This window comes from Thermus altitudinis (assembly GCF_022760835.1).
GTDB classification, from domain to species: Bacteria; Deinococcota; Deinococci; order Deinococcales; family Thermaceae; genus Thermus; species Thermus altitudinis.
Window position 1 is genome coordinate 1 of record NZ_JAKTNQ010000026.1, and the last position, 23,535, is coordinate 23,535.

Consider the following 23,535-nt stretch of genomic DNA (forward strand, 5'->3'; position numbering starts at 1 on the left):
TCTCCATCGGGACGTGGCAGCGGCAGTAAACATCTTGGCCAGGGCTCGGACGGGGCCTTCGGGGGCAGGTTTAAACGTGTCCCCGAGAAGCCCCGCTCTTTAGAGCGGGGAGTCGTCACAGGTTTTGGACCTGCGGGACGTGAAGGGCCAGGCCAAGGCCAAAAGGGCCCTGGAGATCGCCGCCGCCGGTTACCACCACCTCCTCATGGTGGGAAGCCCGGGCTCGGGGAAGACCATGCTGGCCAAGCGCCTTCCCTTTCTGCTTCCCCCTTTGAGCCAGGAGGCCGCCCTCGAGGTGAGCCGCATCCACTCCGCCGCCGGGCAGGTCCTCAAGGGCCTGGTGCGCACGCCCCCCTTCCGCGCCCCCCACCACACGGTGAGCTACGCCGGCCTCATCGGGGGCGGGGCCATTCCCAAGCCGGGGGAGGTTTCCCTGGCCCACCGGGGGGTGCTTTTCCTGGATGAGTTCCCCGAGTTTTCCCGGGACGCCTTGGAGGCCCTGCGCCAACCCCTGGAGGACGGGGTGGTGACCGCTTCCCGGGCCAAGGCCAGCCTCACCTTCCCCGCCCGCTTCCTCCTGGTGGCGGCCATGAACCCTTGCCCCTGCGGCTGGTATGGGGATCCGGAAAGGGCCTGCACCTGCACCCCTGCTAGCCGCCAGCGCTACGTGGGAAAGATTTCTGGGCCCCTTTTGGACCGCTTTGACCTGGTGGTCGAGGTGCCCCGCCTGACCCCAGCGGAGCTGGCCCGGGCCCCCAAGGGGGAAAGCACCGAGGCCGTGCGGGAACGGGTCCTAAGGGCCCGGGAGAGGATGCTCTCCCGCCAAGGCCGGCCCAACGGGGAGCTGGCGGGAAGGGCCTTGCGGGAACACGTGCACTTAAGCCAAGGGGCGGAAGACCTTCTCCAGGCGGCAGCCAAGCAGTTGCTCCTTTCCGCCAGGAGCTACGACCGCCTTTTAAGGGTGGCCCGCACCATCGCCGACCTGCAAGGATCCCACGGGGTGGAGGAGGGCCATGTGGCCGAGGCCTTGGCCTACCGCAAAACCCTTTAACCCGCCTGGCGGGCCAGCCAAGGGATCAGGGCCTCCGCCGCCTGGAGACTGGTGGCCAAGGGCACCCCGTGCACGTTGCACACCCGCATGAGGGCCTGGACGTCAGGCTCGTGGGGCTTGGGGGTGAGGGGGTCTTGGAAGAAAAGCACGCATAGCACCTTTCCCTCTGCCACCTTCGCCCCAATCTGCATGTCCCCTCCCAAAGGGCCGGAAAGCACCCTTTTCACCCTTAGCCCGGTGGCCTCCCTTATGCGCCTCCCCGTGGTGCCCGTGGCCAGGAGGGGAAAGCGGGCGAGGAGCTCCCGGTGCCTTTGGCAGAAGGCCACCATATCGTCCTTTTGGGCATCATGAGCGATGAGGGCCAAGGCCTTCATGGGGCCATTGTATGCTTCAAACCATGGAAGCCCTCACCTTCAAGGAGGCGCAACGGCAGGTGGACGCCTGGATTGGGCAGTTTCAGGAGGGCTACTTCCCTCCCCTTCTCATGCTGGCCCGCCTAGTGGAGGAGCTTGGGGAAATGGCCCGGGTTCTGGCCCACCGCCACGGGAAAAAGCCCAAGCCGGGGGAGGAGGAAGGGGATCTGGCCATGGAGCTCGCCGACCTCCTCTTCGTCCTCATCTCCCTGGCCAACCGGGAAGGGATTGACCTGGAGGAAGCCTTCCTCAAGGCCATGGCCAAGTATCGGGAGCGGGACCAAACCCGCTGGACGCAAAAGGGAGGCTAGGGTGGCCCGTCCCTACCTGGAAGCCCACGGTTTGTACAAGCGCTTTGGGGCCCTCGAGGCGGTCAAAAACGTCCACCTCACCCTGCACCCTGGCGAGATCCTGGCGTTCTTGGGTAAAAACGGCGCTGGCAAGAGCACCACGGTGAAGATGCTTTCGGGCCTCCTCCTCCCCGACCGGGGCGAGGTGCACCTGTTGGGGAAAAATCCCTTTCGGGAGCCTTTGGCTTTGAAGCACCTGGGGGCGGTCTTGGAAGGCAACCGCAACACCTACTGGCGGCTTACCCCCCTGGAAAATCTGGTCTACTTCGGAGTGGCCCGAGGCCTGCGGCTTGCCGCAGCCAGGAAACGGGCCTGGGAGCTTCTGGAGGAGTACGCCCTTCTGGGGAAAGCCCACACCGAGGTGCGTCACCTCTCCCGGGGAATGCAGCAGAAGCTGGCCCTCTTGCAGGCCTTGATCCACGACCCCGAGGTGCTTCTGCTGGACGAACCCACCCTGGGTTTGGATGTGGAAACCGCCTTGCTGATGCGGGACAAGATCCGCACCCTAGCCCAAGCAGGCAAGGCCATTCTCCTCACCACCCACCAGATGGAGGTGGCTGAAGCCTTGGCGGACCGGGTGGCCATCATCCACCAAGGGGAAGTGGTGGTAGAAGAAACCAAGGAGGGCCTCCTGGCCCGCTTCGCCGGCGAGCACTACGTGTTGGAGCTGGAGGAAAAGCCGCCCCTCGAGGTCATAAAGCAGTTACGTGCCCTGGGGGTGGAAGGAGAGGGTCCCTTTTTCTTCCGCGGCAATGCGCAGGCCCTTTGGCAAGTCCTGGAGGCTGTGAAGCCCCTGCCCCTAAAGAAGGTGGCCAAAGGGGAAACGGACCTTTTGGAAATATTTTTAAAGGTGGTGGGCCATGCTTGACCTTTTCCTGGCGGAGTTTGGGCGAAACCTCCTATCCTTGCGCCGCTATCCCCTGGAGCTCCTGGGGGCGGTGGTTACCTTAAGCGTCATTTTCTACCTTCTCTTCCTAGGAGCCCGCTTTCTAGCCGGGCCGGGAGCAGAGTTCGGGGGCCGGCTGGAGGCGGTCCTGGTGGGATACCTGCTTTGGACCTTCGCCCTGTTTGCCTATACCAGCCTTTCCTTTGGCCTCATGGAGGAGGCGCAAACAGGGACCTTGGAGCAGGTCTTCCTTTCCCCCTACGGGCCGATTCCTCTCTTTTTGGTGCGGAACCTTTCCGGGCTCCTCACCCAGGGGCTTTTGGTTTTTCTCATCGCCATGGTGCTCACCACCCTCACTGGGGCTCGGCTTTCCTTCCATCCCGGAGTGGCCCTCCCCTTTTTGGCCGTCCTATTGGGGGGGTATGGTTTGGGCTTCGCCATGGGAAGCCTGGCCCTCCTTTACAAACGCATCGGCCAACTTCTGGGCCTTTCTCAGTTCCTCTTGCTCTTTCTCTTGCAGGCCCCAGGCACGGGGCCCTTTCTCCTCTTACCCATGGCCCCAGGAGCCTCCTTGGCCCGGGGCATGCTGGCTCAAGGAGCCCCCTTGGACGTTTGGGGCCTTCTTGTAGCCTTTTTGAACGCCTTCCTCTACTTGGGCTTGGGCCTTTTCCTCTTTGGACGGGCGGTGCATCGGGCCAAGAAACAGGGGCTTTTGCATGGCTACTAGGCTCGCCCTTTTGGCCCTAGGGCCTACCCTGGCCTTGGGCCTCGGGCGATTCGCCTACGCCTTGGTTCTTCCCCTCATGCAAAACGCCTGGGAACTTTCCTACACCCAATCGGGGATCCTGGGAAGTGCCAACACCCTCGGCTATCTGGTGGGCGCCTTGCTGAGCCACCGCCTCCTGGGCCGGGTGGGCTACCGAAAAGGGTTCCTTTTAGCCGTCCTCCTGCAAGGCCCCATCCTGGCCTTCACAGGTATAGGAAGCCTTCCCCTGGCGTTGGGCCTGCGGTTTCTCCAAGGCCTCCTGGGCGCCTTTGTCTTCGTGGGAGGAGCGGCCCTCCTCATGGCCCTGGGGGGATCTGGACGGATGCTGGGGGTTTACTACGGGGGCGTGGGCCTGGGGGTTCTCCTGGCCCCTTGGCTCCTTTGGGGGGTCACCGAGCCCACGGACGCCTGGGCTCGGCTAGGGCTTTTCAGCCTTCTTCTGGGCCTGCCCATCCTCCTGACCCGGCCCCTATTGCAGGAACCCCCACCTCCTACCCAAGGCGAGGGAAGCCTAAGGCCTATCCTTCCCCTTCTTTGGGCCTATGGGCTTTACGGGGCAGGGTACATCGGGTACATGACCTTCGTGGCTGCAGCCGTGGGAAGTTCTCTTGCCCTCTTCAGCCTCCTAGGCCTTGGGGCCCTTTTAACCGGGCCCGTCTGGGGCCCTTGGGTGGAGCGGGTAGGGGGAAAAAGGGGACTTTTTCACGTGCTCTTGGTGCTCTTCTTGGGAAGCCTCCCTCCCCTTGCCCTGCACCTACCCGCCCTAAGCGCCTTCCTCTTCGGCCTTTCCTTCCTGGGGGTGATCACCGCTCTGACCCAGGCTTTCCGCGCCCTTCTTCCCCCTTCTGCCTGGCCCCGGGCCATGGGTCTTTCCACGGCAGCCTTCGCCCTGGGGCAAGCGGTGGGACCCTCTGTGGCTGGGTTTTTCGCCGAGATGGCTGGCCGAGGCGAGGGAGCGCTTTGGACCGCCACCGCTCTTCTCTTCCTGGCGCTTCTGCCCGTAGGCTTCCGCCTTCAAAGGCCGTAAAGGGTCCGGTACTTGGCCTCCAGGTAGGCCAGGAAGGGCCCTGCGCTGGGAGGTGCACCGGTCACCCGCTCCACCAGGGCCTTGGGCCGAAAGCGGCTTCCCTCGGCGTGGATCCTCCTCCGGGTCCAGTCCAAGAAGGGCCGGAAGTCCCCTCGGCGGAACTGGGCCTCGAGGTCCCCAAGCTCCTCCTGGGCCTTCTGGAAGAACTGGGCGGCGTAGAGGTTACCCAGGGTGTAGGTGGGGAAATAGCCGAAAAGCCCCCCGGACCAGTGCACGTCCTGCATCACCCCGTCCTTGTAGTCCTTGGGGGCCACCCCCAGGTACGCCCGGTACCGCTCCGCCCAGGCCCCGGGGAGGTCCTCCAAGCCCAGCTCCCCCCGGAAGAGGGAAAGCTCCAGCTCCAGCCGTACCAGGATGTGCAGGTTATAGGTGACCTCGTCCGCCTCCACCCGGATGAGGGAAGGCTCCACGGCGTTGATGGCCCGGTGAAAGTCCTCCAGGGCCACGTCCTTGAGGCTTGGGAAAACCTCCTGGGCCCGGGGGAAGAACCGCTCCCAAAAGCCCAAGGACCGGCCCACCAGGTTCTCCCAGGTGCGGCTTTGCGACTCGTGAACCCCTAGGGAAACCGCCTCCCCCCTTGGGGTCCCCCAGTGCTCCTTGGGCAGGCCCTGCTCGTAGAGGGCGTGGCCCATCTCGTGCAGGGTGCCGAAGATGCCGGCGTTGAAGAAGTCCTCGTAGTACCGGGTGGTGATGCGCACATCCCCGGGGCCGATGGAGATCTCAAAGGGATGGGCGGTGGGGTCCAGACGGCCCGCCTCCAGGTCGTAGCCGCAAGCGGCCAGGAGCTCGAGGGCAAAGGCCCGCTGGGCCTCCTTGGGGTAGTGCCGGTGAAGGAGGCCCGTGTCGGGCCTCCTTCCACTTCCCAAAATGCGGTCCAAAAGCTCCTGAAGCCCCGCCCTAAGCCCAGCAAAAAGCCCCTCCAACTCCCGGGCCCGCATCCCCGGCTCAAACCCGTCTAAAAGGGCATCGTAGACCTCCCCATAGGGGGGGTCCCCGGGGGCTACGGGAAGGCTATGGAGGATCTCCGCCTTCTCCTTGGTGAGGGCAAACACCCGGCGCAAATAGGGTAAAAACCCCTGCCAGTCGTTCCTGGGCCGGGCCTCCTCCCAGTAGCTTTCCGCCTCGCTTTGCGCCAGGGCCAGCTCCACCGCAAGCCGCTCGGGAATGGCCCGGGCGCGCTCGTAGGCCTGCCGCCACTCCCTTACGTTCACCGCAACATCGGAATGGGGGTCCTGCACCAGGGGAGAACCCTCCACCAGGGAAAGCCAGTCCCCGATCCTGGGATCGGTAGCCCGCTGGTGGAGGAGCCGAGCCAAAGCCGCCATCTGCCTGGCCCGGTGTTCATGCCCCTTCTTGGGGATCATGGTGCGCTGGTCCCAAGCCGCCAAGGCCCCCAGGGAGGCCAGGTAGGCGGTTTCCCTTTGGAACTCCAAAAGCTCCCGATAAGCGGTTTCCGGCGTCACGGGAGCATCATACCCCTGGCCTTGTTAAAGCCCCATGAAACCCACCTGGTTCAAGCCAGCTCCTTCGGGGCTGACCTCGGCCTCCCGTCCAGATAGAAGACATTACTTATCTCTGACATTTATTTGTTACCATATGCTTATGAGACTGGCACTGACCCTAGCCCTAGGTCTTCTCACAGTAGGCCTTTTCAGTCTAGGAGGCCCCTGGTCCCTGCTCGGGGTGGTCCTGTTCTTCGCTCTCGCCCTTCTCTTTGAGGAGGAAAGCCCCTCCAACTCGCCGCCAAAGCCCTCAGGACAAGCTTAAAATGCCACCATGTGGCCTGCCTTTGCCTTCATCCTTGGCCTGGTGGTGGGCTCTTTTCTGAACGTGGTCATCCACCGCTTGCCCAAAGGGGAGTCCATCGTCTTCCCACCCTCCCGTTGCCCCGCTTGCGGGCACCGCCTGGCCCCCAAGGACCTGGTCCCCGTGCTCTCCTACCTGGCCCTTAGGGGGCGGTGCCGCTACTGCGCCCATCCCATAAGCCCCCGCTACCCCTTGGTGGAGGCCCTCACGGGCCTCCTCTTTACCCTGGCCGCCTTCTTCTACCCCCCCTCGCCCCAAGCCTTCCTGACCTTCGCCTTCCTGGCCCTTCTGGTGGCCCTTTCCTTCATAGACCTGGACACCTATGAGCTTCCCGATAGCCTCACCTATGGCCTCCTTTTCCTGGGGCTCCTTTCTGCCTACCTCCTCTCCTTTCCCCGGCCCTTTTCCCAAGCCTTGGATGGAAGCCTCCTGGCCGCCGGAGGGTTGGGGTTGGTGGCGGGGTACGGGGCCTTTTTCCTGAGGCGTTTCCGGGAGGGAAGGGCCGAGGTCCCCGTGGGGCCCCACCAGGTGCACATGGCCGCCCTTTTTGGCGCCCTCTTGGGCCCTGGGGTAGGGATGGCCCTGGCCTTCCTCACCTGGGCCCTTTCGGGGCGCACGGGGAGGCCCGTGGTGCTTCCCGACCGGATCACCCTTCCCCTTCTACCCCTGGCCTGGATCCTAGCCCCTTACCTGGGGGCCGACCTTCTTAGCACCTTGAAAGGCTCCCTGTTGAGCGCGGGAGGACTGGCGCTGGCCGGGGGGTTTTACTGGGCCCTTAGACCCCAAGAGGGAGGAGGGGAAGAGGAGGAACCCGTGGCCATGGGCTATGGGGATGTGAAGCTCCTGGGGGCCCTTGGGGCCTGGCTTGGGCCCTATAGCCTGCTCGCCCTTTTCCTGGGGGTGCTGGCCGGGGCTTTCGTTGGCCTAGCCTTCCGGCAGCGGAAGGTCCCCTTTGGCCCCTACCTAGCCTTAGGAGGGGTGGTGACCTTCTTCTTTGGGGAGGCCTTGTGGCGGGCCTATCTAGGCTGGCTCGGGTTGTAATCCAGCCTGAAACTCCCCGACCTAGCTCATTAGACACCATCCATCTTCTTGGGCTTTGCGGAAAACGGTTGAACCTTGTAGCAGGAAGCCACATACAACTTTTGCATACCCCTCCTTCAGGATGTTCTCTTTGCGCTAACATATAATGAGATTCCACATGGAACCCCAAACGGGAAGGTGGGCATATGAACAAGAAGGGTTTGGTACCATTAGCCTCGCTAATGGCTCTCCTGGTCCTCGTGGGGTGCCAGGAGAACGTGAATAGGCCTCCCAACCAGGTTGTTACCCTCACGGTCCTGGACCCAAGGAACGCGGGGTACACGGTGGCCTACCAAGTAGGGAACAGTAGCTGGACCACCCTTAATCCCAACGCCAACAATACCTACACCATCAACCTGGGCGGCCAGGGTAAGTATGGGGTGGCCGTCCTTTGCGGAGCGGGGAATGTGGAAAGATCCTTCCTCCAAGTGGTGCACGCTACTTCCTCCGAGCTCCCTAATCCCGTCCTGTCCTGCCCCTCATGGGGCAACAACCAGCCCGAGGTGCTTTACACCCTCAACCTAGACCTAACGGCAACGGGTGCCAGGACGGGAGACAGGGTGTGGGTTTCTGCTCCTGGGGGAGGGAACATGGTATCTGTTAGTGTTAGCGACCCCGCCAGGACAGCTGTCCAGGTGCAAGGGGTTCCCGGCATTCAGGATATGGTGGTAGTGATTGAGAGGGACCATGCCACCATTCTCAGCGCCGAGATCTTGAGGAACATAAATGTCGCGGATGGGGGATCAAGTACCCACACTCTGGGGGCTCCCTTAGGTACCTACGGGGTTACCGTGAACAACCTTCCCAGTGGGTTTCCCCACCTGCTGAGCGGTGTATTCTTCCTCAGCAGGAACAACAAGGCCTACGGACATGTGGGAGTTGGGGGCGTTAGCTTTTCCTACCGCCAGGTCCGGGGATTTGCCCAGGGGGATAGGTACTACCTACTGACCTCAGCCTCCAGTCCGGATTTCAGGTCTACAGTGGTGCACCTGAAGAGCAGTGCCGGGGGAGACATCAGCGCAAGCTTTCCCAACCCCTGGATTCCTGGCTTCCTTTCGGTAACCAGTAGCCCCCACCCCACGGTTTCGGGGCTGAACCACACCGGGATCAATCTCAAGGCCTACATGGTCAACCTCACGGGGGACCGCTTAGGCCTACGAGCCATCGTTTCCAAGGGCTGGTTGGGTACCGGTACCATCTACGGAGTCCCGGACCTCTCGGGTATCCTGAACTACATACCCTTCGCTAACGGAAGCGAGGTAAGCGTATCCGTTGGCGCCATCTTTTCCCCTGGGGCCTTGTCCCTTGGGGAGGTGGGCTTCTTCCTTGGAGGGGTGACTTTCTTTGACTTTTCCGCCTTTGCAGCGTCTGCGGACATAGCCTTTGCTGTGGCTGCCGGGAACTACACCGTGGGCGGGGGCAGCGTTCGGCTTCCCTAGCGGACAGGTGCTTACAAGCCTCCCTTGTGGAAGGCTTTTCTTTTGGAAAAGGGAAAAAGGTGACCTACCCCACGCCTAAACAGGTCGCTTTCCAAGGAAAGCGTAGCGGCCTTTTTCTACGTGGAGGCCCTATGGCGGGCCTATCTAGGCTGGCTCGGGCTATAGTGGGGAGGATGCCGCTGGATCAGCCCAAAAGCCCCCTTGATCTCTCCCCTATCCTGGCGCAAAGGCGGAGCGTGCGCCGGTTTAAACCCTTGCCCATCCCAGAAGAAGACCTGGAAAAGCTCCTTTTCGCCCTGCAACGGGCCCCCACCGACGCTAGCGCCCAGCTCTATAGCGCCATCCGGATCACGGACCCCGGGCTCAGGGAGAAGGTGGCCCAGCTCTCCGGAAACCAGGAGCACATCCGCCAGGCGGCAGAGTTCTTCGTTTTCCTGGCAGATATCCATCGCTTGGAAAGGCTTCTTGCCCACCGGGGAGAAAGGATGGCCTTCTGGCGCAAAACTGCCCTGCACTTTGCCCTTTTGGACGCTGGGCTTGCCGCCGGCTACCTGGCCCTCACCGCCGAGGCCCTAGGCTATGGGGTCTGCTTCATCGGGGGGGTGCTGAACGGAGTGGAGGAGCTCCTGGACCTTCTGGAGCTTCCTCCAGGGGTCATCCCTGCGGTGGGCCTGGCGGTGGGGGTACCGGACGAGGCCGGCCCCCCCAGGCCCAGGCTGCCTAGGGGCCTGGTGGTGCACGAAAACCGCTACCGCACCTACCGCCCCGAGGACCTCGAGGCCGCCTTCCAGGCCATGGCCCCCTATAGCCGGGTGGGGGACTGGGGAAGGGTCCTACGGCGCTACTTCGCCCAGGGGGGCACCATGGAGGAACGGGAAAGGCCCTATGGCCGGGCCCTCGCCCACCAGGGCCTGGACCCCGACCTTCCCCCGGGTACCCCCTTCTACTCCCTGGGCGCCCTTCTGGAGGAGGCTTTGGAGGAAGCCCGGGCCGTCCTCTTCCGCAAGGGGGAGGCTTGGCTGGAGCGGGAAACCGAGGCCTTCCGGGGGGAGGGAGGCCCTGGGGAAGCCCTCCTAACCGCCCTAAAGAAGGCCCGGGGGGAGGTGAAGGACTGGCCTTAGGAAGGCTATTTTCCAGCCTCCTGCACCACCCGCCGGGCACCCCGGTAGGCCTTGCGGTAGAAGGGGGCCTCGAGGCTCTCAATCACCACCCGGCTCCCGTAGCTGCTGGCGTGGGCGAAAACCCCCCGGCCCAGGTAGATGCCCACGTGGTCAATGTCCCTGCCACCAAAGCTAAAGAAGACCAGGTCCCCCGGGCGCAGGGTATCGGCAGGGGGCAGGGCCCGGAACTGCTCCCTGGAGGTGCGGGGCAAGGCCACCCCCAGCTCCGCATACACCTGGGCCACGAAGGCGGAGCAGTCCAAGGCGGTGGGGGAGTTGGCCCCGTATTTGTAGGGAAGGCCCAGGTAGCGGAGGACCACCTTGAGGAGGGGATTTTCGGGATCGTAGTCCTCGGAAGGAAGGGGTTCTTCTGGGCCAGGGGTGGGGCCTGGCGCTGGGGCGCCGTTTTCCCTGGGCTCAGCCGGAGAGCCCCCTTGGGGTTGGCCCTCCGCCCCCTTTTCCCCCTGGTCCCGGGGAGCCGGGATCCTTAGCACCTGGCCCACCTTGAGGCTCGAGGTGGCGAGGCCGTTTAAGGCCATGAGGGCCTCCACCGTGGTCCCGTAGCGGCGGGCCAGGGAGAAGAGGGTATCCCCAGGGGCCACCACATGGGTCCCCTCCGCCTTCCCGGGAACCTTGAGCACCTGGCCGGGCTGGATCAAGAAGTTCTCCAGACCGTTCAGGCGCATGAGCTCCTCCACCGTGGTCCCGTAGCGGCGAGCGAGGGAGAACAGGGTGTCCCCGGGGGCAACGGTGTAGGACAAAGTGGCCCCTTGGGGATTAACCTGGCCTAGGGCCCAGGCCAAAAGGACCGCCAGGGCAAAGGCTCGCATGGGCTTCATTTTACGCCCGGCCCCCCTTGGCCCAGGGCAAAAGGGTGTGCTACAATCCCGGAAGGCGGGGGCCGTTAGCTCAACTGGCAGAGCACCGGTCTCCAAAACCGGGGGTTGGAGGTTCGAGTCCTTCACGGCCCGCCAGAATGGCCCTTCGGGGCCCTTTTTTAATCCCGATAGGCGGGAAGCGGATATGCCTGAGTACCAGGTGCTCATCGTAGGGGCGGGCTTTGCCGGCAGCGAGGCCGCCTTCCGCTTGGCGCAAATGGGGGTGCGGGTGGGCCTCCTCACCCAGAGCCTGGACTCGGTGATGATGCCCTTCCTGCCCCCAAAGCCCCCTTTCCCGGAAGGAAGCCTCCTGGCCCGGGCCTACAACCCTGCCGATTCCCGGCTTTGGGCCTTCCACACCCGGGCCAAGTACCTCCTGGAAAACCAACCCAACCTGCACCTTTTCCAGGCCACCGCCACGGAGCTTCTCCTAGAGGGAAAGAGGGTGATAGGGGTGGGCACGTGGGAAGGCCCCCCGGCCCGGGCCTCCCGCGTGGTGCTGGCGGTGGGCAGCTTTCTCGGGGCCAGGCTTGGGTTGGGCGAGGCGGTGGAGGAGGCGGGCCGGCTTTCCGAGGCCAGCTATCCGGACCTCTTCCTCCACCTTCAGGCCCTGGGCTTCCGCTTCCTAAAGCGGGAGCGGGCGGTGCCGGAAGCCCCAGGAACCCCGGGCTACACCGTGAGCTACCACGCCTTCCACCCGGAGGAATGGGAAGAGGAAACCTTCCGCCTAACCCGGCTAGAAGGGCTTTACGCCGTGGGCCTTTGCGTGCGAGAAGGGGAGTATGCCCTCATGAGCCAAGAAGGCCTGCGCCTGGCGGAGCACCTTCTCCATGAGCTTGGGTAGGGGCTTTTCCCCTGGGTCCTTGAGCCCTACCGAGGGGGGTCCTTCCCAGGGGGCCACGTATACCCTTACCCAAAGCCTCCGGTGGGTAAGGACATGCCGCACCTCCCCGGCGAAACGGGGCTCCACCCCAAAGGCCTTGGCCTTTGCCGGGAGATCTTCGGGGGGCATGAGGGGCACCCCGTAAAGCCCCGGGAACCGCCCCGCCAACTCCTCCAGGTAAACCCCTTCCCTGCCCCAAAGGACCAGGGCCGCCCAGGCTTCCTCGCGCACCTTCCGCTTCCTGGCCCCTGGGTAACGCCCCGGGTCCGCCCGCCCTTGGCAAAAGGCGGCCACGGGGCACCAGGAGCAAAGGGGCCTCCGGGGCAGGCACACTGTGGCCCCCAGGTCCATGAGGGCCTGGTTCCACTCGCCTGGGGCTTCCCCCGGGGGCATGAGGTCCTGAGCCAGGCGCCAAAGGCGCTGGGGAGAAGGGTTCTCCCAGGCGAGAAGCCGGGAGAGGACCCGCCTCACGTTCCCGTCCACCACCGCCACCCTTTCCCCAAAGGCCAAGGAGGCCACCGCCGCCGCCGTGTAGGGGCCGAGGCCGGGGAGCTTTAGAAGCTGGGCGTAGCTTTGGGGCAGGGCCTCCACCTCCTGGGCCAGGCGGTGAAGGTGAAGGGCCCGGCGGTAGTAGCCTACCCCCTGCCAGGCCTTCAATACCTCCTCCAGGGGGGCTTGCCGCAAGGCCCTTAGGCTGGGGAAACGGGCCAGAAATCGGTGGTAGTAGGGAATGGCCTGCTGGGTACGGGTCTGTTGCAGGAGCACCTCCGCCACCAGGATGCGGTAGGGGTCCTTCTCCCCCCTCCAGGGAAGGGGGCGGGGGTTTTCCCGGTACCAGGTGAGCAGCGCTTCCTGTAGGCCTTCCATGGGCCTAGGGGGTGCCCAAAAGCCTCCGGTGCTCCACCATAAGGCACCGGTCGGCCACCAGGGGGATCCCGGCCTCCTTCAGGGCCTCTTCAAAGCCCGGGTGCCGGATGCCGGACTGCAACCACACCAGTCCGGGCCTCAGGGCCAAGACCTCGGGAAAGTGGCTCAAAAGGGCCTCCGGCGGGCGGAAAACGTCCAGGATGTCCACGGGTTGGGAAAGCTCCCCTAGGCTGGCCACCGCCCGCACCCCGAAAAGCTCCTCCCCAGCGAAGCGAGGGTTAACCGGCAGGATGCGGTATCCCCTCTCCCACAGGTACCGGGGCACGTAATGGGCGGGGCGGGAAGGGTCCTTATGGGCCCCAAGGACGGCGATGGTCCGGGCCCTTTCCAAGTAAGCCTGGAGCTCGAGGTCGGTCATGGCCGGTAGTCCAAGGGCCTCAGGTAAAACTCCCCAAGGGCGGTGGAGGAAAGGAGGGCCACGGTGGGAAGGGCCCGCTTCCAGTGGGTGCGGTTCACCCGCTCCTTGACCCGCTGAATCTCCTCGGGAGCGTAGCCCAGGGCCTCAATGTAGGCGTCGGGGTAGCCCTTCAGGTAGTGCTCCAGGATGACGTCCGCCCGCAGGTAGCGCACCCCCAGGTCCCCCTCGTCCGTCTGCCCCGGGATGAGGTCGGCGGTGGGCACCTTCTCCACCACCGCCTGGGGCACCCCCAAGTAACGGGCCAGGCCCCAGACCTGGGTCTTGTAGAGGTCTCCCAAGGGGTTTACCGGGGGAGCGTCGTCCCCGTGCCAGGTGAAGTAGCCGAAAAGCCTCTCCGTCTTGTTGCCCGTGCCCAGGGGCAGGGCATGGTAGGCCTGGGACTTGTCAAAGAGCACCATCATGCGGGCCCGGGCCATGAGGTTCCCCTTGCGGTGGGGGGTGAGGTCCGGGGTCATGGCGGCGTAACCTTCCACCATGGGGGTGATGTCCACCTCCTCCAGGTCCACCCCGAAGGTCTCCGCTACCAGGTGGGCGTGCTCCCGGGAAAGGGGGCTGGAGTCCCTATGGGGCAGAAAAAGGGCCTGGACCCGACTGGCCCCCAAGGCCCGCACCGCCAGGGCCAGGGTGGTGGCGGAGTCCACCCCCCCGGATACCGCCACGATGGCCTTCTCATAGCCCCGCCAGGAAAGCTCCTCCCGAAGGAAACGGGTGAGAAAATCCGCCACCAAAGGCCAGTTCAGCTCCAGGCTCTCCTGAATCCTGGGCGCGTAGAGAAGCCTCATCTCCCCTCCCTTCCTAGGACCCTTTCCAAGTCTGGGAGGAGAAGGGGCAGGGCCGCCTCGAGGTCCGAGAGCAGGGGGCTATCGTAGCGCACCGGAGGAATCCGCTCCCGGTCCAAGTCAACGATCAAGGCCGCCTCCTCAAAGAGGGGGGCCTCGGCCAAAAGCCGCCCCTCCGGCCCCACCACGAGGCTTCCCCCGCTCATTCCCTTCCCCCCCTCAAATCCCACCAGGCTGGAGAGCACCACATATAGGCCGTGTTCCGCCGCCACCGCCCGGGCCAGGGTGCGCCAACGCTCCACGTTCTCGGGCCTTTCCCCCTGGAAGCCCCTAGCAGGGCTCGCCGCGGGCACATAGATCACCTCCGCCCCATCCAAGGCGGCGATGGCGGAGGTGATGGAGTGCCAGAAGTCCTCGCAGATGAGGATGGCCACCCGGCCAAAGCGGGTGTTGAAGGCCTCCACCCGCCTTCCCCGGGCCAGGTAACGCTCCTCGTCAAAGACCCCGTAGGTGGGCAGGAAGACCTTGCGGTGCACGTGCACCACACGGTGGGGAAGTTCCAGGTAGGCGGCGCTGTTGTAGTAGGCCCCCTCATCCCGCTCATAAAAGCCCACCACCACATCCAAAAGCCCCTCCCAACCCACCTCTTTGTGCACCTGGGAGAGGAGTTCCAAAAGCTCATGGCGGGTAAGGGCCAGCTCCCTCACCCCCCCTTGGAGGAAGTAGCCGGTTAGGGCCGCCTCGGGCAGGACCACCACCTCGGGGGTGTGGGGGCGGAGGGCCTGGAGGTGCTCCCCCAGACGGGCCAGGTTCTCCTTAGGCCGGGCCTTCTCGGGCCGGAACTGGAGGATGGCGTGCCGCACCAAGGACCTAGCCACCATGGGGGACCGCCTCCAGGTAAAGCCGGGGGTCGGCCTCGGGGAAGGGGTTGTCCCGCTCCTCTAAGGCTTTCAGCTCCTCGGGAGAGACCCCTTGAAGAAGGCGGAAAAAGGCTTCGGCATGCCCCTGGTAGCGCTCCTGGGCGTAGGCCACCGCCTGGCCGGTGTCCACCAGGAAGGGCCAGTCGGAGGCCTCGAGGAGCAAAAGCTCCCGCATGGCCTGCTGCAGGACCCTAGAGGGCAGGTTGCCCTGGCGCACCACCTCCCGCATGGCCCCTTCCGCCCGGTATACCGTGCGCCAGTACTCCCAGGTGGCCTCGTTGAGCCAGACCCTATGGTCCCCGCCCCGGCCCCAGGAACCCTCAGGCAAGGCGGTGCGCACCGCCTTGCCCTGGACCGCCTCCCGGGCGGTTACCGCCCGCACGGCCCCCCTTTGCGCCAGAAGCCTCAGCACCTCCTCCAGCCAAGCCACCCCCTCGTACCACCAGTGGCCAAAGAGCTCGGCATCGTAGGGAGCCAGGATAACCCCGTCCGGATGCTCCCGGCCCAGGCGCTCCACCAGGCCCACGAAGTGGAGGGCATGCTCCTGCACCTTGCCAAAGGCCGCCTCGGGGTTATAGGGAGCCTTGGCGGAAAGGTCCGCCTGGCGGTGGGTGACCCGCCAGTGGTGGAGGCCAGAAACGGGGTCCTTGCGGTGAAACTCCCGGTAAAGCCCCTCCCCCGGATAGCCATAGTCCGCGCTCCACACCTGCAAGGAGGTCTCCAGGTTGCGGGCCAAGACCCTCAGGCCCGACGCCAACTCGTGGACATAGTAGGTGGCCTGCGCGCTTTCCACGGGCCCCAAGGAGGCTTCCCCATAAGGGGAAAGGGGCTTCCCCCCTTGGACCAGGTGGGCGTCCACGAAGGTGTAGCGGATCCCGGCCCGCATGAGAAGCTCGTCCACCCCCGGCCTAAAACCCTCTGGGGCCCCTTCCACGGGGGGCTTCCAGTAACCCTTCGGCCGGTAGGCCATCTCCGGAAGCCAGAAGCCCAGGGGGTCCTTGGCAAAGTGGCGGCGGTAGGTGGCCACCCCCGTCTTGATCTGGGCCCAAAGGGCCTCGTCGTAGCCCAAAAGGGGGGAGTAACCGTGGGTGGCGTTGGAGGTGAGGAGCTCCACCTGGCCCCGGTCCTGGGCCCTGCGGAAGGCGGAAAGGAGATCCCCCCTTAGATGATGGAAATGGTCCAAGGTAAGCTCCCAGAAGGCCACCTGGTGGCGGGCGCTGGCCTCGAGGTCCGTCCCCTGGTAGCGCAGGTAGTCCCCCTGGGCCCGCTCCAACCGGTCCTTGGCGTAGGCCAGGAACCCTTCCTTAACCCTGGCGTCGGCGAGCTGCTCCGCCAAAATGGGGGTGATGCCCAGGGTAAAAGGGGCCTCCACGCCCTCGAGGTGGAGCCTTTCCAGGGCTCGCAAGAGGGGCAGGTAGGTCTCGGCTATCGCTTCATAAAGGGTTTCCTCCCCAAAGGGCCACAGGCCATGGGAGCGCACATAAGGAAGGTGGGCGTGGAGGACCAGGGCAAACCGCACCATGGCTTTAGCGTACCACGGTGCCTTCCCCGGCCAGGGCCCGCCTTATGGGGTTTTCCACCCGGGCATCGGCAAACACCACCCGCCTCACCCCGCCCTTCACCGCCTCCACCGCCCCCATCACCTTGCGCTTCATGCGCCCCTGGGCTAAAGAGAGGTACTCGGGGTCCTCCACCCTATCCACGGGGATCTCCCGCACCAGGCTGGCCTCGTCGGGGTAACGGGCAAGGAGGCCCGGCACGTTGGAAAGGTAGACCAAGGCCTCGGCCCCGTAAAGGGTGGCCAGAAGGGCCGCCACCTGGTCCCCATCGGTGTTGATGGCTTCCCCCTCGTAGCTGATGGCGGGAGGGGTGATCACCGGCAAGTACCCTGCGCCCAAAAGGAGGTCTAAAAGGGCCCGGTTCACCCTTTCCACCGTGCCCGTATAGTCCCCCCGGTGAATCTTGACCTTGCCGTCTTCCACGTACTTCACCGCGGTCTTGCGACGGCCCTCTAGAAGCCTCCCATCCAGCCCGGAAAGCCCCAGGGCGTTGGCCCCTTCCCTTTGCAAAAGCTCCACCAGGCGCTTGTTCACCAGGCCGCAGTAGACCATCTCAAAGATCTCCAGGGTCCTGCGGTCGGTAAGGCGGCTCACCTGCCCCCCAGGATGGGTAAGGAAGCGGGGTGGGTGGCCCAAGGCCTCCGCCACCTTGTTGGTCTCGGCGCTTCCCCCATGGACCAAAAGAAGCCTTACCCCCTCCTTCCACAAGGAGGCCGCATCCTTGGCCACGGCCTCGTAGTTGATGCCTTCAGCGCCCCCTACCTTAACCACGATCACGAAAACCCCTCCCTAAGGATGCAAACCGGGAAACTCCAGACCCAGGGTCTCGGGCCAGCCCAGGCGGATGTTGAGGGCCTGGAGGGCATGGCCGGCAGTGCCCTTCACCAGGTTGTCTATGGCGGTCATCACCACCAGCCGCCCGGTATCCTCCTCCAGCTCAAAGCCGATGTCCGCGTAGTTGGTGCCTTGGACAAAACGGGGGTCCGGATAGCGGTGGATGCCCTTTTTCTGCTTGACAATGCGGACAAAGGGCTCCCCGCCATAAGCCTCCCGGTAGGCCTGCCACACATCCCGCTCGCTCCAGCCATCCTGCAAGAAGGCCTGGGCGGTCATGAGGATGCCCCGCACCCGGTCGGTGGCGATGGCGGTGAGGTGCACCTCGGGCTTCCCCGGGAGGTTCTCCACCACCTCGGCGGTGTGGCGGTGGCCGGTGGGCTTGTAGACCCGGAGGGAACCGGAGCGCTCGGGGTGGTGGCTCGCCGGGCTAGGCTCGGCCCCCGCCGCCGAGGTGGAGATGAGCAGGGTCACGAAGATGGGCGTGGGCTTCAACACCCCTCCCTTAAGGAGGGGGTAAAGGCCCAGGAGGGTGGCGGTGGCGTTGCACCCCGCCCCCGCCATCCAGTCCGCCTCCCTCAGCCGGTCCCGGTAGAGCTCGGGGATGGCGTAGACGAAGCGGCCCAGAAGCTCGGGCCGGGGGTGCTCCCCGTAGTACTTGTGGTATAGGTCCAGGTTCTTGAGGCGGAAGTCCGCGGAAAGGTCTATGAGGATAGGGGCTAGGCGGGCATAGCGCTCAAACTCCTGGGCGAAGACCCCGTGGGGCAAGGAGAGGACCAGGATATCCGCGGGCTCCAGCTTTTCCGGGGGGATGAACTTGAGGCCCGTTCTCCCCCTCAGGTTGGGGTGGACAAAGGCCACGGGCTCGCCGGCAAAGCGCCTCGAGGTCACCTGTTTCACCTCGAGGTACGGATGGGAAAGGGCCAGGCGCAAGAACTCGCCCCCCGCATACCCCGAGGCCCCCACGATGGATAGCGTCTTCTTAACGCTCATGCCACTCCTCCTCCACCAGACGGCCCACCCCTTCCCCTAGGCTCGGGCCTCTTCCCATGCGTACCGGAGGATCTCCCCCGGGATATCCACCCCCGTGGTGTGGACGGAGTTCTTGAACTCCATGGTGTGGTTCACCTCGTTCACCAGTAGGCCCCGCTCGGACTCAAAGAGGTCTATGGCCACCACCCCGCCCCCCACCGCCTGGGCCGCCCGCACGGAAAGCTCGGCAATCTCTGGGGTTACGGGGCAGTTTTCCGCCTGCCCGCCCCGGGCGGTGTTGGTGATCCAGTGCTGGCTCCTGCGGTAGATGGCGGCGATGGCCCTACTCCCCACCACGAAGACCCTTATGTCCCGCCCGGGCTTGCGCACGTACTCCTGCAGGTAAAGGAGCTGGTGCTGAAAACCCCCCAGCACCTCCTTGTGCTCCAGGATGGCCTCGGCAGCCTCCCGGTCGGTGATCTTGGCAAGAAGCCTACCCCAGCTCCCGATCACCGGCTTCAGCACCACGGGATAGCCCCATTCCTCCATGAGCCTAAGGGCCTCTTCCGCCTCGGTGAGAAGGGCGGTCCTGGGCTGGGGCAGGCCATGGCGCTCCAGGGCCACGCTGGTGGCCCATTTGTCCCCGCAGGTCTCCATCACCTCGGGCCGGTTCACCACCGGGATGCCCAAAGCGGTGAGGTAGCGGGCCACGGCCAGGCCCCGGGTCTGGCTCACGCACCGCTCCAGGGCCACCGTGACCCCTTCCAGCTCCTTGGGCCTTTCCCCTAGGACCATGCGCAAGGCCGGGGCATAGACCTTCTTGTAAGGGATACCCAGGGCCTCCGCCCGCTCAAAAAGCATCCTCTCATCGGGGCGGATGCGATCGTAAAGGATGGCCAGCATGGCTACACTTCCTTCCCCTGATGGCCTCCCCCAAAGCGGGGCCGGGCCAAGGCCCTATCGGGAGGCCAGGGCCCGCACCCCGCCCTGGGGTCCGCGAAGGGGCGGCAAGCAGGGCGGGATCACTCCCCCCAGTCCTCTGCCTCCTCCGGAGCGGGCTCCAGGCGCAAAGGGTCTAGCCCCACCACCTCCAGCTCCGCACCGCAGTCCTCGCACACGATAAGCTCCCCAAGCTCAGGGTTTTCCAGCTGAATCTCTGCTCCGCATTCCGGGCAAGTGGCTACCATTCCTCGTCCTCCTCTTCTACCTCGCTCCAGTCAGGGATGAAGCGGAAGCCGCACTCGGGGCACTCCACCTCCTGGCCTTGGTCCTCCTCGGATACCTCAAAGGTGTAGCCGCAACGGGGGCAGTCCACAAAGAAGGCCTCCAGGCCCTCTTCCGTCACCTCCACCTCGAGGGGATCCAAGGAGACCACCTCCAAGAAGGCCCCGCAGGCCTCGCACTCCAGCACATCCCCCACTTCCAGGGTTTCCAGGTCCTCGGCCAGCACCACGCTGACCTCGCCGCACACCGGGCAGGTGATCTCCAGGTCCTCCATGGGTCCAGTCTACTCCCCCGGGAAGCGGCCGTGCTTCTTGTAGTAGTCCAACAGCGACCCTTCCTTCAAGGCCTCCAGCAGGAACGGGGGTGGAGGCCTAAGGGCAAAGCGCTCCCCTCCTCGCAACAAAACCCCCGTTTCCAGGTCCAACTCCACTTGATCCCCATCCTCTAGCGCATCCACCACCTCCTCCGATTCAAAGGGGATGATCCCTAGGTTCACCAGGTTGCGGAAAAAGATGCGGGCGTAGCTTTTGGCGATCACCGCCCGGATGCCCAGCTTGCGCAAGGCCTCGGGGGCATACTCCCGGCTGCTGCCAAGCCCGGCGTTCCGCCCAAAGACCAAGATGTCCCCCGGCTTCACCTCCTGGGCAAACTCCGGCCGCAGGTGGGCAAAGGCGAAGGTGTGGAACCGATCCTCCCCCACCATGAAGGGGGCGTACTTACCGGGGAGGATGTCGTCGGTGTTGATCTGGTCGCCAAACTTCCAAACCCTAGGCATGGGCTTCCTCCTGTGAAGGGGCCAGGTCCTCGGGGGTGGCGATGTACCCGGCCACGGCGCTGGCCGCGGCCACGCGGGGGCTCGCCAGGTAGATCTCGGCGTCGGGAGCCCCCATGCGCCCGCGGAAGTTGCGGTTGCTGGTGGAGACGCACACCTCCCCCGGGGCCAAGACCCCCATGTGCCGCCCCATGCAGGGGCCGCACCCCGGGGTGCCCAGGGTGGCCCCGGCCTCCAGCAGGGTGAGGAGGGTGCCATCCCGGGCGGCCTCCTCCAGGACTTGGGAGCTGGCGGGGATCACCAAAAGGCGCACCCCGGGGGCCACCTTCCTTCCCCTTAGCACCTCGGCGGCGGCCCGGAGGTCCTCGAGGCGCCCGTTGGTGCAGGTGCCAATGAAGACCTGGTCCACCCGCTTGCCCCGCACCGCGGAAACCTCGGCCACGTTATCCACGTAAAAGGGCACGGAAACCCGGGGGGTAAGGGTGGAGAGGTCCACCTCCACCTCCCGGACATACCGGGCGTCGGGGTCGGGATAAAGCCAACCGGGAACCTGGTAAAGATCCAGGATCTCCCCCGAAGGCACCACCAGCCCCGCCTTGGCCCCGGCCTCCACCGTGAGGTTGGCCAGGGTCATGCGCTCGCCCCGGCCCAAGGATTCGGCCCCGTCCGCCAAGTGGATCTCCACCGCCATGTAGGTGGCCCCCTCGGCGGTGAGGAGGCGGACCATCTCTAAGGCGGCATCCTTGGCGGTAACCCCCCTAGGAAGCCTTCCCCGGAAGGTCACCTTAACGCTTTCCGGAACCCTAAGCCAGGTGCGGCCGCTGGCGGCGGCCAAGGCGATGTCCGTGGCCCCCATACCCGTGCCGAAGGCCCCCACCGCCCCGTAGGTGGTGGAGTGGGAATCCGACCCCACCACGATCCAACCCGGCTGGGCCAGGCCCTCCTCTATGAGCACCTGGTGGCACACCCCTCTTCCCACGTCAAAGACCCGGATGCCGTGCTTCCTGCCCCACTCCCGGATCTCCTTCTGGGCCTTGGCTACCTCCAGGTTGGCCGCCGGGGCCACGTGGTCAATGACGATGGAAACCCTTTCCGGGTAGCGGGGGGTGGCCCCCAGGTACTCCAGGCGCTTGAAGAAGCTTCCGGCGATGGAATCCACCACCATCACCTGATCCACCTCCACCACCACAAGCTCCCCGGCCCTTACCTCCCTTCCCGCCTTCTGGGAAAGTATCTTTTCCGCCAAGGTCAAGCCCATGCCCGCCTCCCACATGTAGCGCTACGGAATCCGGATCCACCCTGACCCCCAGGAACCCGGGGCCGGGCAAGCCGAGGTGCCTTCGGCGGCCCTCCCCGAACCTGCAGCGGGATGGATGGCGAATGCCGCCTAAGCCCCAAGGGGTTCTGCGAAGGTTGCAGGGGCTGGATTGGGAAAAGGTGAGCGGCGAGGGAAGCCAGCGGGTTGCCATCCATTCCCAAGGCCGCTGCCCCGTGGTCCCCTTCCACCGACAAGATAAGGGCACCTTCCTGGCCTTCCTCGAGGACCAGGGCCCCACCAAGGAGGAGTTCCGCAAGCTCTAGCCTCATGCCGTGATCCACCCCCTCAGGATGCGGTCCAGCCCCTCGAGGGTCAGCTGGCCCTGGACTGCCCCTCCTATACTGGGGGTATGACCTACACCGCCCTCGTCTACGAGGACCCCGAAACCCCGGGCACCTGGATCGCCGAGTTTCCCGCCATTCCCGAGGCCCATTCCTTTGGCCGCAGCCCCGAGGAAGCCTTGGCCCATGCCAAGGAAGCCTTGGAGCTGGTGCTGGCCCACCTGAAGGAACTGGGCCGCCCCCTTCCCCAGGATGTCCGTACGGTGCAGGTGGGGGTAGATGCCGCCTAGGCCCGAGGAGGTGGCCCGGAAGCTCCAGCGCCTGGGGTTTGCGGAGCGCATGACCAAAGGGGGGCACCGGCTTTACGCTCATCCCGATGGCCGGATCGTGGTGATTCCCTCCCATAGCGGAGAGCTTCCCAAGGGCACCTTCAAAAAGATCCTGAAGCAAGCCGGCCTCACCGAGGAGGAGTTCCGCAAGCTCTAGCCTCATGCCGTGATCCACTCCCTCAGGATGCGGTCCAGCTCCTCGAGGGTCAGCTCCCCCCGGTCTGCCAGGGCCTTGATGTGCTGGGTGATGCGGGCCAGCTCCTCTTCCCCATAGTGCAGGCCCAGCTCCGCCGCCCGGGCCTTGATGGCGTGGCGGCCCGTGAGCTTGGAGGCGATGATGAGCTTACGCTTCACCCCAAAGACCTCTGGCGGATAGGGCTCGTAGGACTCCGGATTAAGGTAGATGGCCTTGAGGTGCATCCCCGCCTTGTGGCTGAAGGCCGTCTCCCCGGTGATGTAGTTGTTGAAGGGAATCTCCACCCCCACCATCCGGGCCACCATGCGGTCCAGCTCCGGCAGCATCTCCAGCTTGTACTTTCTGCGCACATAGTCGGGCTGCAGGGTGTACATGCGGGCCAAGAAACCCCCTAAAGGGGTGATCCCGTTCCGCTCCCCAATCCCCAGGATGGTGGTGTCCACGTGGGTGGCCCCCGCCTCTATGGCCTCAAAGGCGTTGGCGATGGCGCAGCCCGTGTCGTTGTGCCCGTGAAACTCTATGTCCACCTGGGGCCCCACCACCCGCCTCACTTCCCGCACCAGGGCAAAGACCTGCCTGGGGGTGGCGATGCCCACGGTGTCCGCCAAACCCACCCGGTCCACGTAGGGGGCAATGGCCTGGTAGATTTCCAGAAGGTCGTGCTCATCGGAACGGAAGGTGTCCTCGGCGGAGAAGCGCACCTCCACGTGGGGGGCCTTCTCCCGGATGAAGCCGATCACCTCCCTGGCCTCCTCAATGATGCGGGGTATGTCCCGCCCGTGGGCCGCCCTGAGGTACTTGCTGGTGCCAAAGAGGAGGTCTATGCCCTGCACGCCGGTCTCCACCGCCACCCGGGCCGCATCCATCCGGGTCTGGATGTGGGTCACCACCTTGGCCTTCAAGCCCAATGAGGCCAGGACCTCTGCATCCTTGCGGGACTGAGGGGAGGCCATGGGGGTGGTCACCTCAATGTACTCCACGCCGAACTCGTCCAGGGCCTTGGCGATCTCTATCTTGTCCTGGGTGGAAAAGTTGGCCCTTTCAAACTGCTCGCCTTCCCTTAAGGTGGAATCTATAATCTTCCATTCCCGCATGCGCCCCTCCCCAAAAAGAAAACCGGCCCGATTTCGGGCCGGGGGATAAGGAAACCTCTGGGGCTACCCTACCCCCCGGCGGCCGAGTTTTTTCTCACGGGCCAGCATCTTGC

27 protein-coding genes, 1 tRNA gene and 1 pseudogene are annotated in these 23,535 nt (G+C 64.9%); 13 read left to right on the forward strand and 16 right to left on the reverse strand.

What is annotated here, in order from left to right; translation table 11 throughout:
- Positions 1-118 precede the first annotated feature (118 nt).
- Positions 119-1,051: pseudogene (locus L0D16_RS09285) on the forward strand (YifB family Mg chelatase-like AAA ATPase); the annotation flags it as partial.
- On the opposite strand, the gene mgsA reads toward L0D16_RS09285, so the two are convergent.
- Complete coding sequence (mgsA, locus tag L0D16_RS09290; protein WP_243031541.1) at positions 1,048-1,425, reverse strand: methylglyoxal synthase; 378 nt, start codon at positions 1,423-1,425, stop codon at positions 1,048-1,050. The pseudogene L0D16_RS09285 and the gene mgsA overlap by 4 nt on opposite strands.
- 11 nt (positions 1,426-1,436) lie before the next feature.
- Between mgsA and L0D16_RS09295 the strand changes: the two genes are divergently transcribed.
- From L0D16_RS09295 to L0D16_RS09310, 4 genes are read left to right on the forward strand one after another with little or no spacing between them, the layout of a single operon-like run.
- Positions 1,437-1,775: a nucleotide pyrophosphohydrolase gene (locus L0D16_RS09295; protein WP_243031542.1), complete on the forward strand. Its 339-nt coding sequence runs from the start codon at positions 1,437-1,439 to the stop codon at positions 1,773-1,775.
- Between the two features lies 1 nt (position 1,776).
- On the forward strand, positions 1,777-2,682 hold the full coding sequence (locus L0D16_RS09300) for an ABC transporter ATP-binding protein (protein ID WP_243031543.1): 906 nt from the start codon (positions 1,777-1,779) through the stop codon (positions 2,680-2,682).
- Positions 2,675-3,427 carry an ABC transporter permease gene (locus tag L0D16_RS09305; RefSeq protein WP_243031544.1) on the forward strand — a complete coding sequence of 251 codons (753 nt, stop codon included), beginning with the start codon at positions 2,675-2,677 and terminating at the stop codon, positions 3,425-3,427. Before L0D16_RS09300 ends, L0D16_RS09305 begins: the two co-directional genes overlap by 8 nt.
- Positions 3,417-4,493, forward strand: a complete 1,077-nt coding sequence (locus L0D16_RS09310; RefSeq protein WP_243031545.1) for a YbfB/YjiJ family MFS transporter — start codon at positions 3,417-3,419, stop codon at positions 4,491-4,493. Before L0D16_RS09305 ends, L0D16_RS09310 begins: the two co-directional genes overlap by 11 nt.
- Here the strand turns inward: L0D16_RS09310 and L0D16_RS09315 are convergent.
- Positions 4,481-6,016 carry a carboxypeptidase M32 gene (locus L0D16_RS09315; RefSeq protein WP_243031546.1) on the reverse strand — a complete coding sequence of 512 codons (1,536 nt, stop codon included), beginning with the start codon at positions 6,014-6,016 and terminating at the stop codon, positions 4,481-4,483. The genes L0D16_RS09310 and L0D16_RS09315 overlap by 13 nt on opposite strands.
- A 313-nt stretch (positions 6,017-6,329) precedes the next feature.
- On the opposite strand from L0D16_RS09315, the gene L0D16_RS09320 reads away from it, so the two are divergent.
- The 3 genes from L0D16_RS09320 (at position 6,330) to L0D16_RS09330 (ending at position 9,999) form a co-directional block, all read left to right on the forward strand.
- Positions 6,330-7,400, forward strand: coding sequence for an A24 family peptidase (locus tag L0D16_RS09320; RefSeq protein WP_243031547.1), 1,071 nt, complete (start codon positions 6,330-6,332; stop codon positions 7,398-7,400).
- 185 nt (positions 7,401-7,585) lie between these two features.
- On the forward strand, positions 7,586-8,878 hold the full coding sequence (locus tag L0D16_RS09325) for a hypothetical protein (RefSeq protein WP_243031548.1): 1,293 nt from the start codon (positions 7,586-7,588) through the stop codon (positions 8,876-8,878).
- 173 nt (positions 8,879-9,051) lie between these two features.
- The gene (locus L0D16_RS09330; protein WP_243031549.1) at positions 9,052-9,999 is read left to right on the forward strand and encodes a nitroreductase family protein; all 948 of its coding nucleotides are present in this window, start codon (positions 9,052-9,054) and stop codon (positions 9,997-9,999) included.
- Between the two features lie 5 nt (positions 10,000-10,004).
- Here the strand turns inward: L0D16_RS09330 and L0D16_RS09335 are convergent, their stop codons facing one another.
- Complete coding sequence (locus L0D16_RS09335) at positions 10,005-10,868, reverse strand: peptidoglycan endopeptidase (protein ID WP_243031550.1); 864 nt, start codon at positions 10,866-10,868, stop codon at positions 10,005-10,007.
- 68 nt (positions 10,869-10,936) lie between these two features.
- Between L0D16_RS09335 and L0D16_RS09340 the strand changes: the two genes are divergently transcribed.
- Both L0D16_RS09340 and L0D16_RS09345 read left to right on the forward strand, forming a co-directional pair.
- Positions 10,937-11,012, forward strand: a tRNA-Trp gene (locus L0D16_RS09340).
- Positions 11,013-11,061: 49 nt separating this feature from the next.
- Positions 11,062-11,760: an FAD-dependent oxidoreductase gene (locus L0D16_RS09345; protein WP_243031551.1), complete on the forward strand. Its 699-nt coding sequence runs from the start codon at positions 11,062-11,064 to the stop codon at positions 11,758-11,760.
- Here L0D16_RS09345 and L0D16_RS09350 read toward each other — a convergent pair.
- The 12 genes from L0D16_RS09350 to L0D16_RS09405 all read right to left on the reverse strand — a co-directional run bounded on the left by L0D16_RS09350 (position 11,653) and on the right by L0D16_RS09405 (position 21,462).
- Complete coding sequence (locus L0D16_RS09350) at positions 11,653-12,666, reverse strand: A/G-specific adenine glycosylase (protein WP_243031552.1); 1,014 nt, start codon at positions 12,664-12,666, stop codon at positions 11,653-11,655. The genes L0D16_RS09345 and L0D16_RS09350 overlap by 108 nt on opposite strands.
- 4 nt (positions 12,667-12,670) lie before the next feature.
- Positions 12,671-13,084, reverse strand: coding sequence for a CoA-binding protein (locus tag L0D16_RS09355; protein WP_243031553.1), 414 nt, complete (start codon positions 13,082-13,084; stop codon positions 12,671-12,673).
- The gene (locus tag L0D16_RS09360) at positions 13,081-13,926 is read right to left on the reverse strand and encodes an NAD+ synthase (protein WP_243031554.1); all 846 of its coding nucleotides are present in this window, start codon (positions 13,924-13,926) and stop codon (positions 13,081-13,083) included. Before L0D16_RS09360 ends, L0D16_RS09355 begins: the two co-directional genes overlap by 4 nt.
- Positions 13,923-14,804 (reverse strand): nitrilase-related carbon-nitrogen hydrolase, encoded by an 882-nt coding sequence (locus L0D16_RS09365; RefSeq protein ID WP_243031555.1) that lies wholly within the window; start codon positions 14,802-14,804, stop codon positions 13,923-13,925. Before L0D16_RS09365 ends, L0D16_RS09360 begins: the two co-directional genes overlap by 4 nt.
- The gene (locus L0D16_RS09370) at positions 14,794-16,365 is read right to left on the reverse strand and encodes a 1,4-alpha-glucan branching protein (RefSeq protein WP_243031556.1); all 1,572 of its coding nucleotides are present in this window, start codon (positions 16,363-16,365) and stop codon (positions 14,794-14,796) included. Before L0D16_RS09370 ends, L0D16_RS09365 begins: the two co-directional genes overlap by 11 nt.
- 4 nt (positions 16,366-16,369) lie before the next feature.
- On the reverse strand, positions 16,370-17,179 hold the full coding sequence (locus L0D16_RS09375; protein ID WP_243029147.1) for a [LysW]-aminoadipate kinase: 810 nt from the start codon (positions 17,177-17,179) through the stop codon (positions 16,370-16,372).
- 12 nt (positions 17,180-17,191) lie between these two features.
- Positions 17,192-18,229: an N-acetyl-gamma-glutamyl-phosphate reductase gene (gene argC, locus L0D16_RS09380; RefSeq protein ID WP_243031557.1), complete on the reverse strand. Its 1,038-nt coding sequence runs from the start codon at positions 18,227-18,229 to the stop codon at positions 17,192-17,194.
- Positions 18,230-18,265: 36 nt separating this feature from the next.
- On the reverse strand, positions 18,266-19,111 hold the full coding sequence (gene lysX / locus L0D16_RS09385) for a lysine biosynthesis protein LysX (protein WP_243031558.1): 846 nt from the start codon (positions 19,109-19,111) through the stop codon (positions 18,266-18,268).
- Between the two features lie 119 nt (positions 19,112-19,230).
- The gene (lysW, locus tag L0D16_RS09390; protein ID WP_243029151.1) at positions 19,231-19,395 is read right to left on the reverse strand and encodes a lysine biosynthesis protein LysW; all 165 of its coding nucleotides are present in this window, start codon (positions 19,393-19,395) and stop codon (positions 19,231-19,233) included.
- On the reverse strand, positions 19,389-19,706 hold the full coding sequence (locus tag L0D16_RS09395) for a paraquat-inducible protein A (RefSeq protein WP_243031559.1): 318 nt from the start codon (positions 19,704-19,706) through the stop codon (positions 19,389-19,391). The genes lysW and L0D16_RS09395 overlap by 7 nt, the downstream gene beginning before the upstream one ends.
- 9 nt (positions 19,707-19,715) lie before the next feature.
- A complete protein-coding gene (locus L0D16_RS09400; RefSeq protein WP_243031560.1) occupies positions 19,716-20,207 on the reverse strand; it encodes a LeuD/DmdB family oxidoreductase small subunit in 492 nt (163 codons plus the stop codon).
- A complete protein-coding gene (locus L0D16_RS09405) occupies positions 20,200-21,462 on the reverse strand; it encodes a 3-isopropylmalate dehydratase large subunit (protein WP_243031561.1) in 1,263 nt (420 codons plus the stop codon). The genes L0D16_RS09400 and L0D16_RS09405 overlap by 8 nt, the downstream gene beginning before the upstream one ends.
- A 122-nt stretch (positions 21,463-21,584) precedes the next feature.
- Between L0D16_RS09405 and L0D16_RS09410 the strand changes: the two genes are divergently transcribed.
- The 3 genes from L0D16_RS09410 (at position 21,585) to L0D16_RS09420 (ending at position 22,289) form a co-directional block, all read left to right on the forward strand.
- The gene (locus L0D16_RS09410) at positions 21,585-21,785 is read left to right on the forward strand and encodes a type II toxin-antitoxin system HicA family toxin (RefSeq protein WP_243031562.1); all 201 of its coding nucleotides are present in this window, start codon (positions 21,585-21,587) and stop codon (positions 21,783-21,785) included.
- 86 nt (positions 21,786-21,871) lie between these two features.
- Positions 21,872-22,093 (forward strand): type II toxin-antitoxin system HicB family antitoxin, encoded by a 222-nt coding sequence (locus tag L0D16_RS09415; RefSeq protein WP_243031563.1) that lies wholly within the window; start codon positions 21,872-21,874, stop codon positions 22,091-22,093.
- Positions 22,083-22,289, forward strand: coding sequence for a type II toxin-antitoxin system HicA family toxin (locus L0D16_RS09420; RefSeq protein ID WP_243031564.1), 207 nt, complete (start codon positions 22,083-22,085; stop codon positions 22,287-22,289). Before L0D16_RS09415 ends, L0D16_RS09420 begins: the two co-directional genes overlap by 11 nt.
- A 2-nt stretch (positions 22,290-22,291) precedes the next feature.
- On the opposite strand, the gene lysS is transcribed toward L0D16_RS09420, so the two are convergent.
- The gene (gene lysS, locus L0D16_RS09425) at positions 22,292-23,422 is read right to left on the reverse strand and encodes a homocitrate synthase (RefSeq protein ID WP_243031568.1); all 1,131 of its coding nucleotides are present in this window, start codon (positions 23,420-23,422) and stop codon (positions 22,292-22,294) included.
- Positions 23,423-23,535 lie beyond the last annotated feature (113 nt).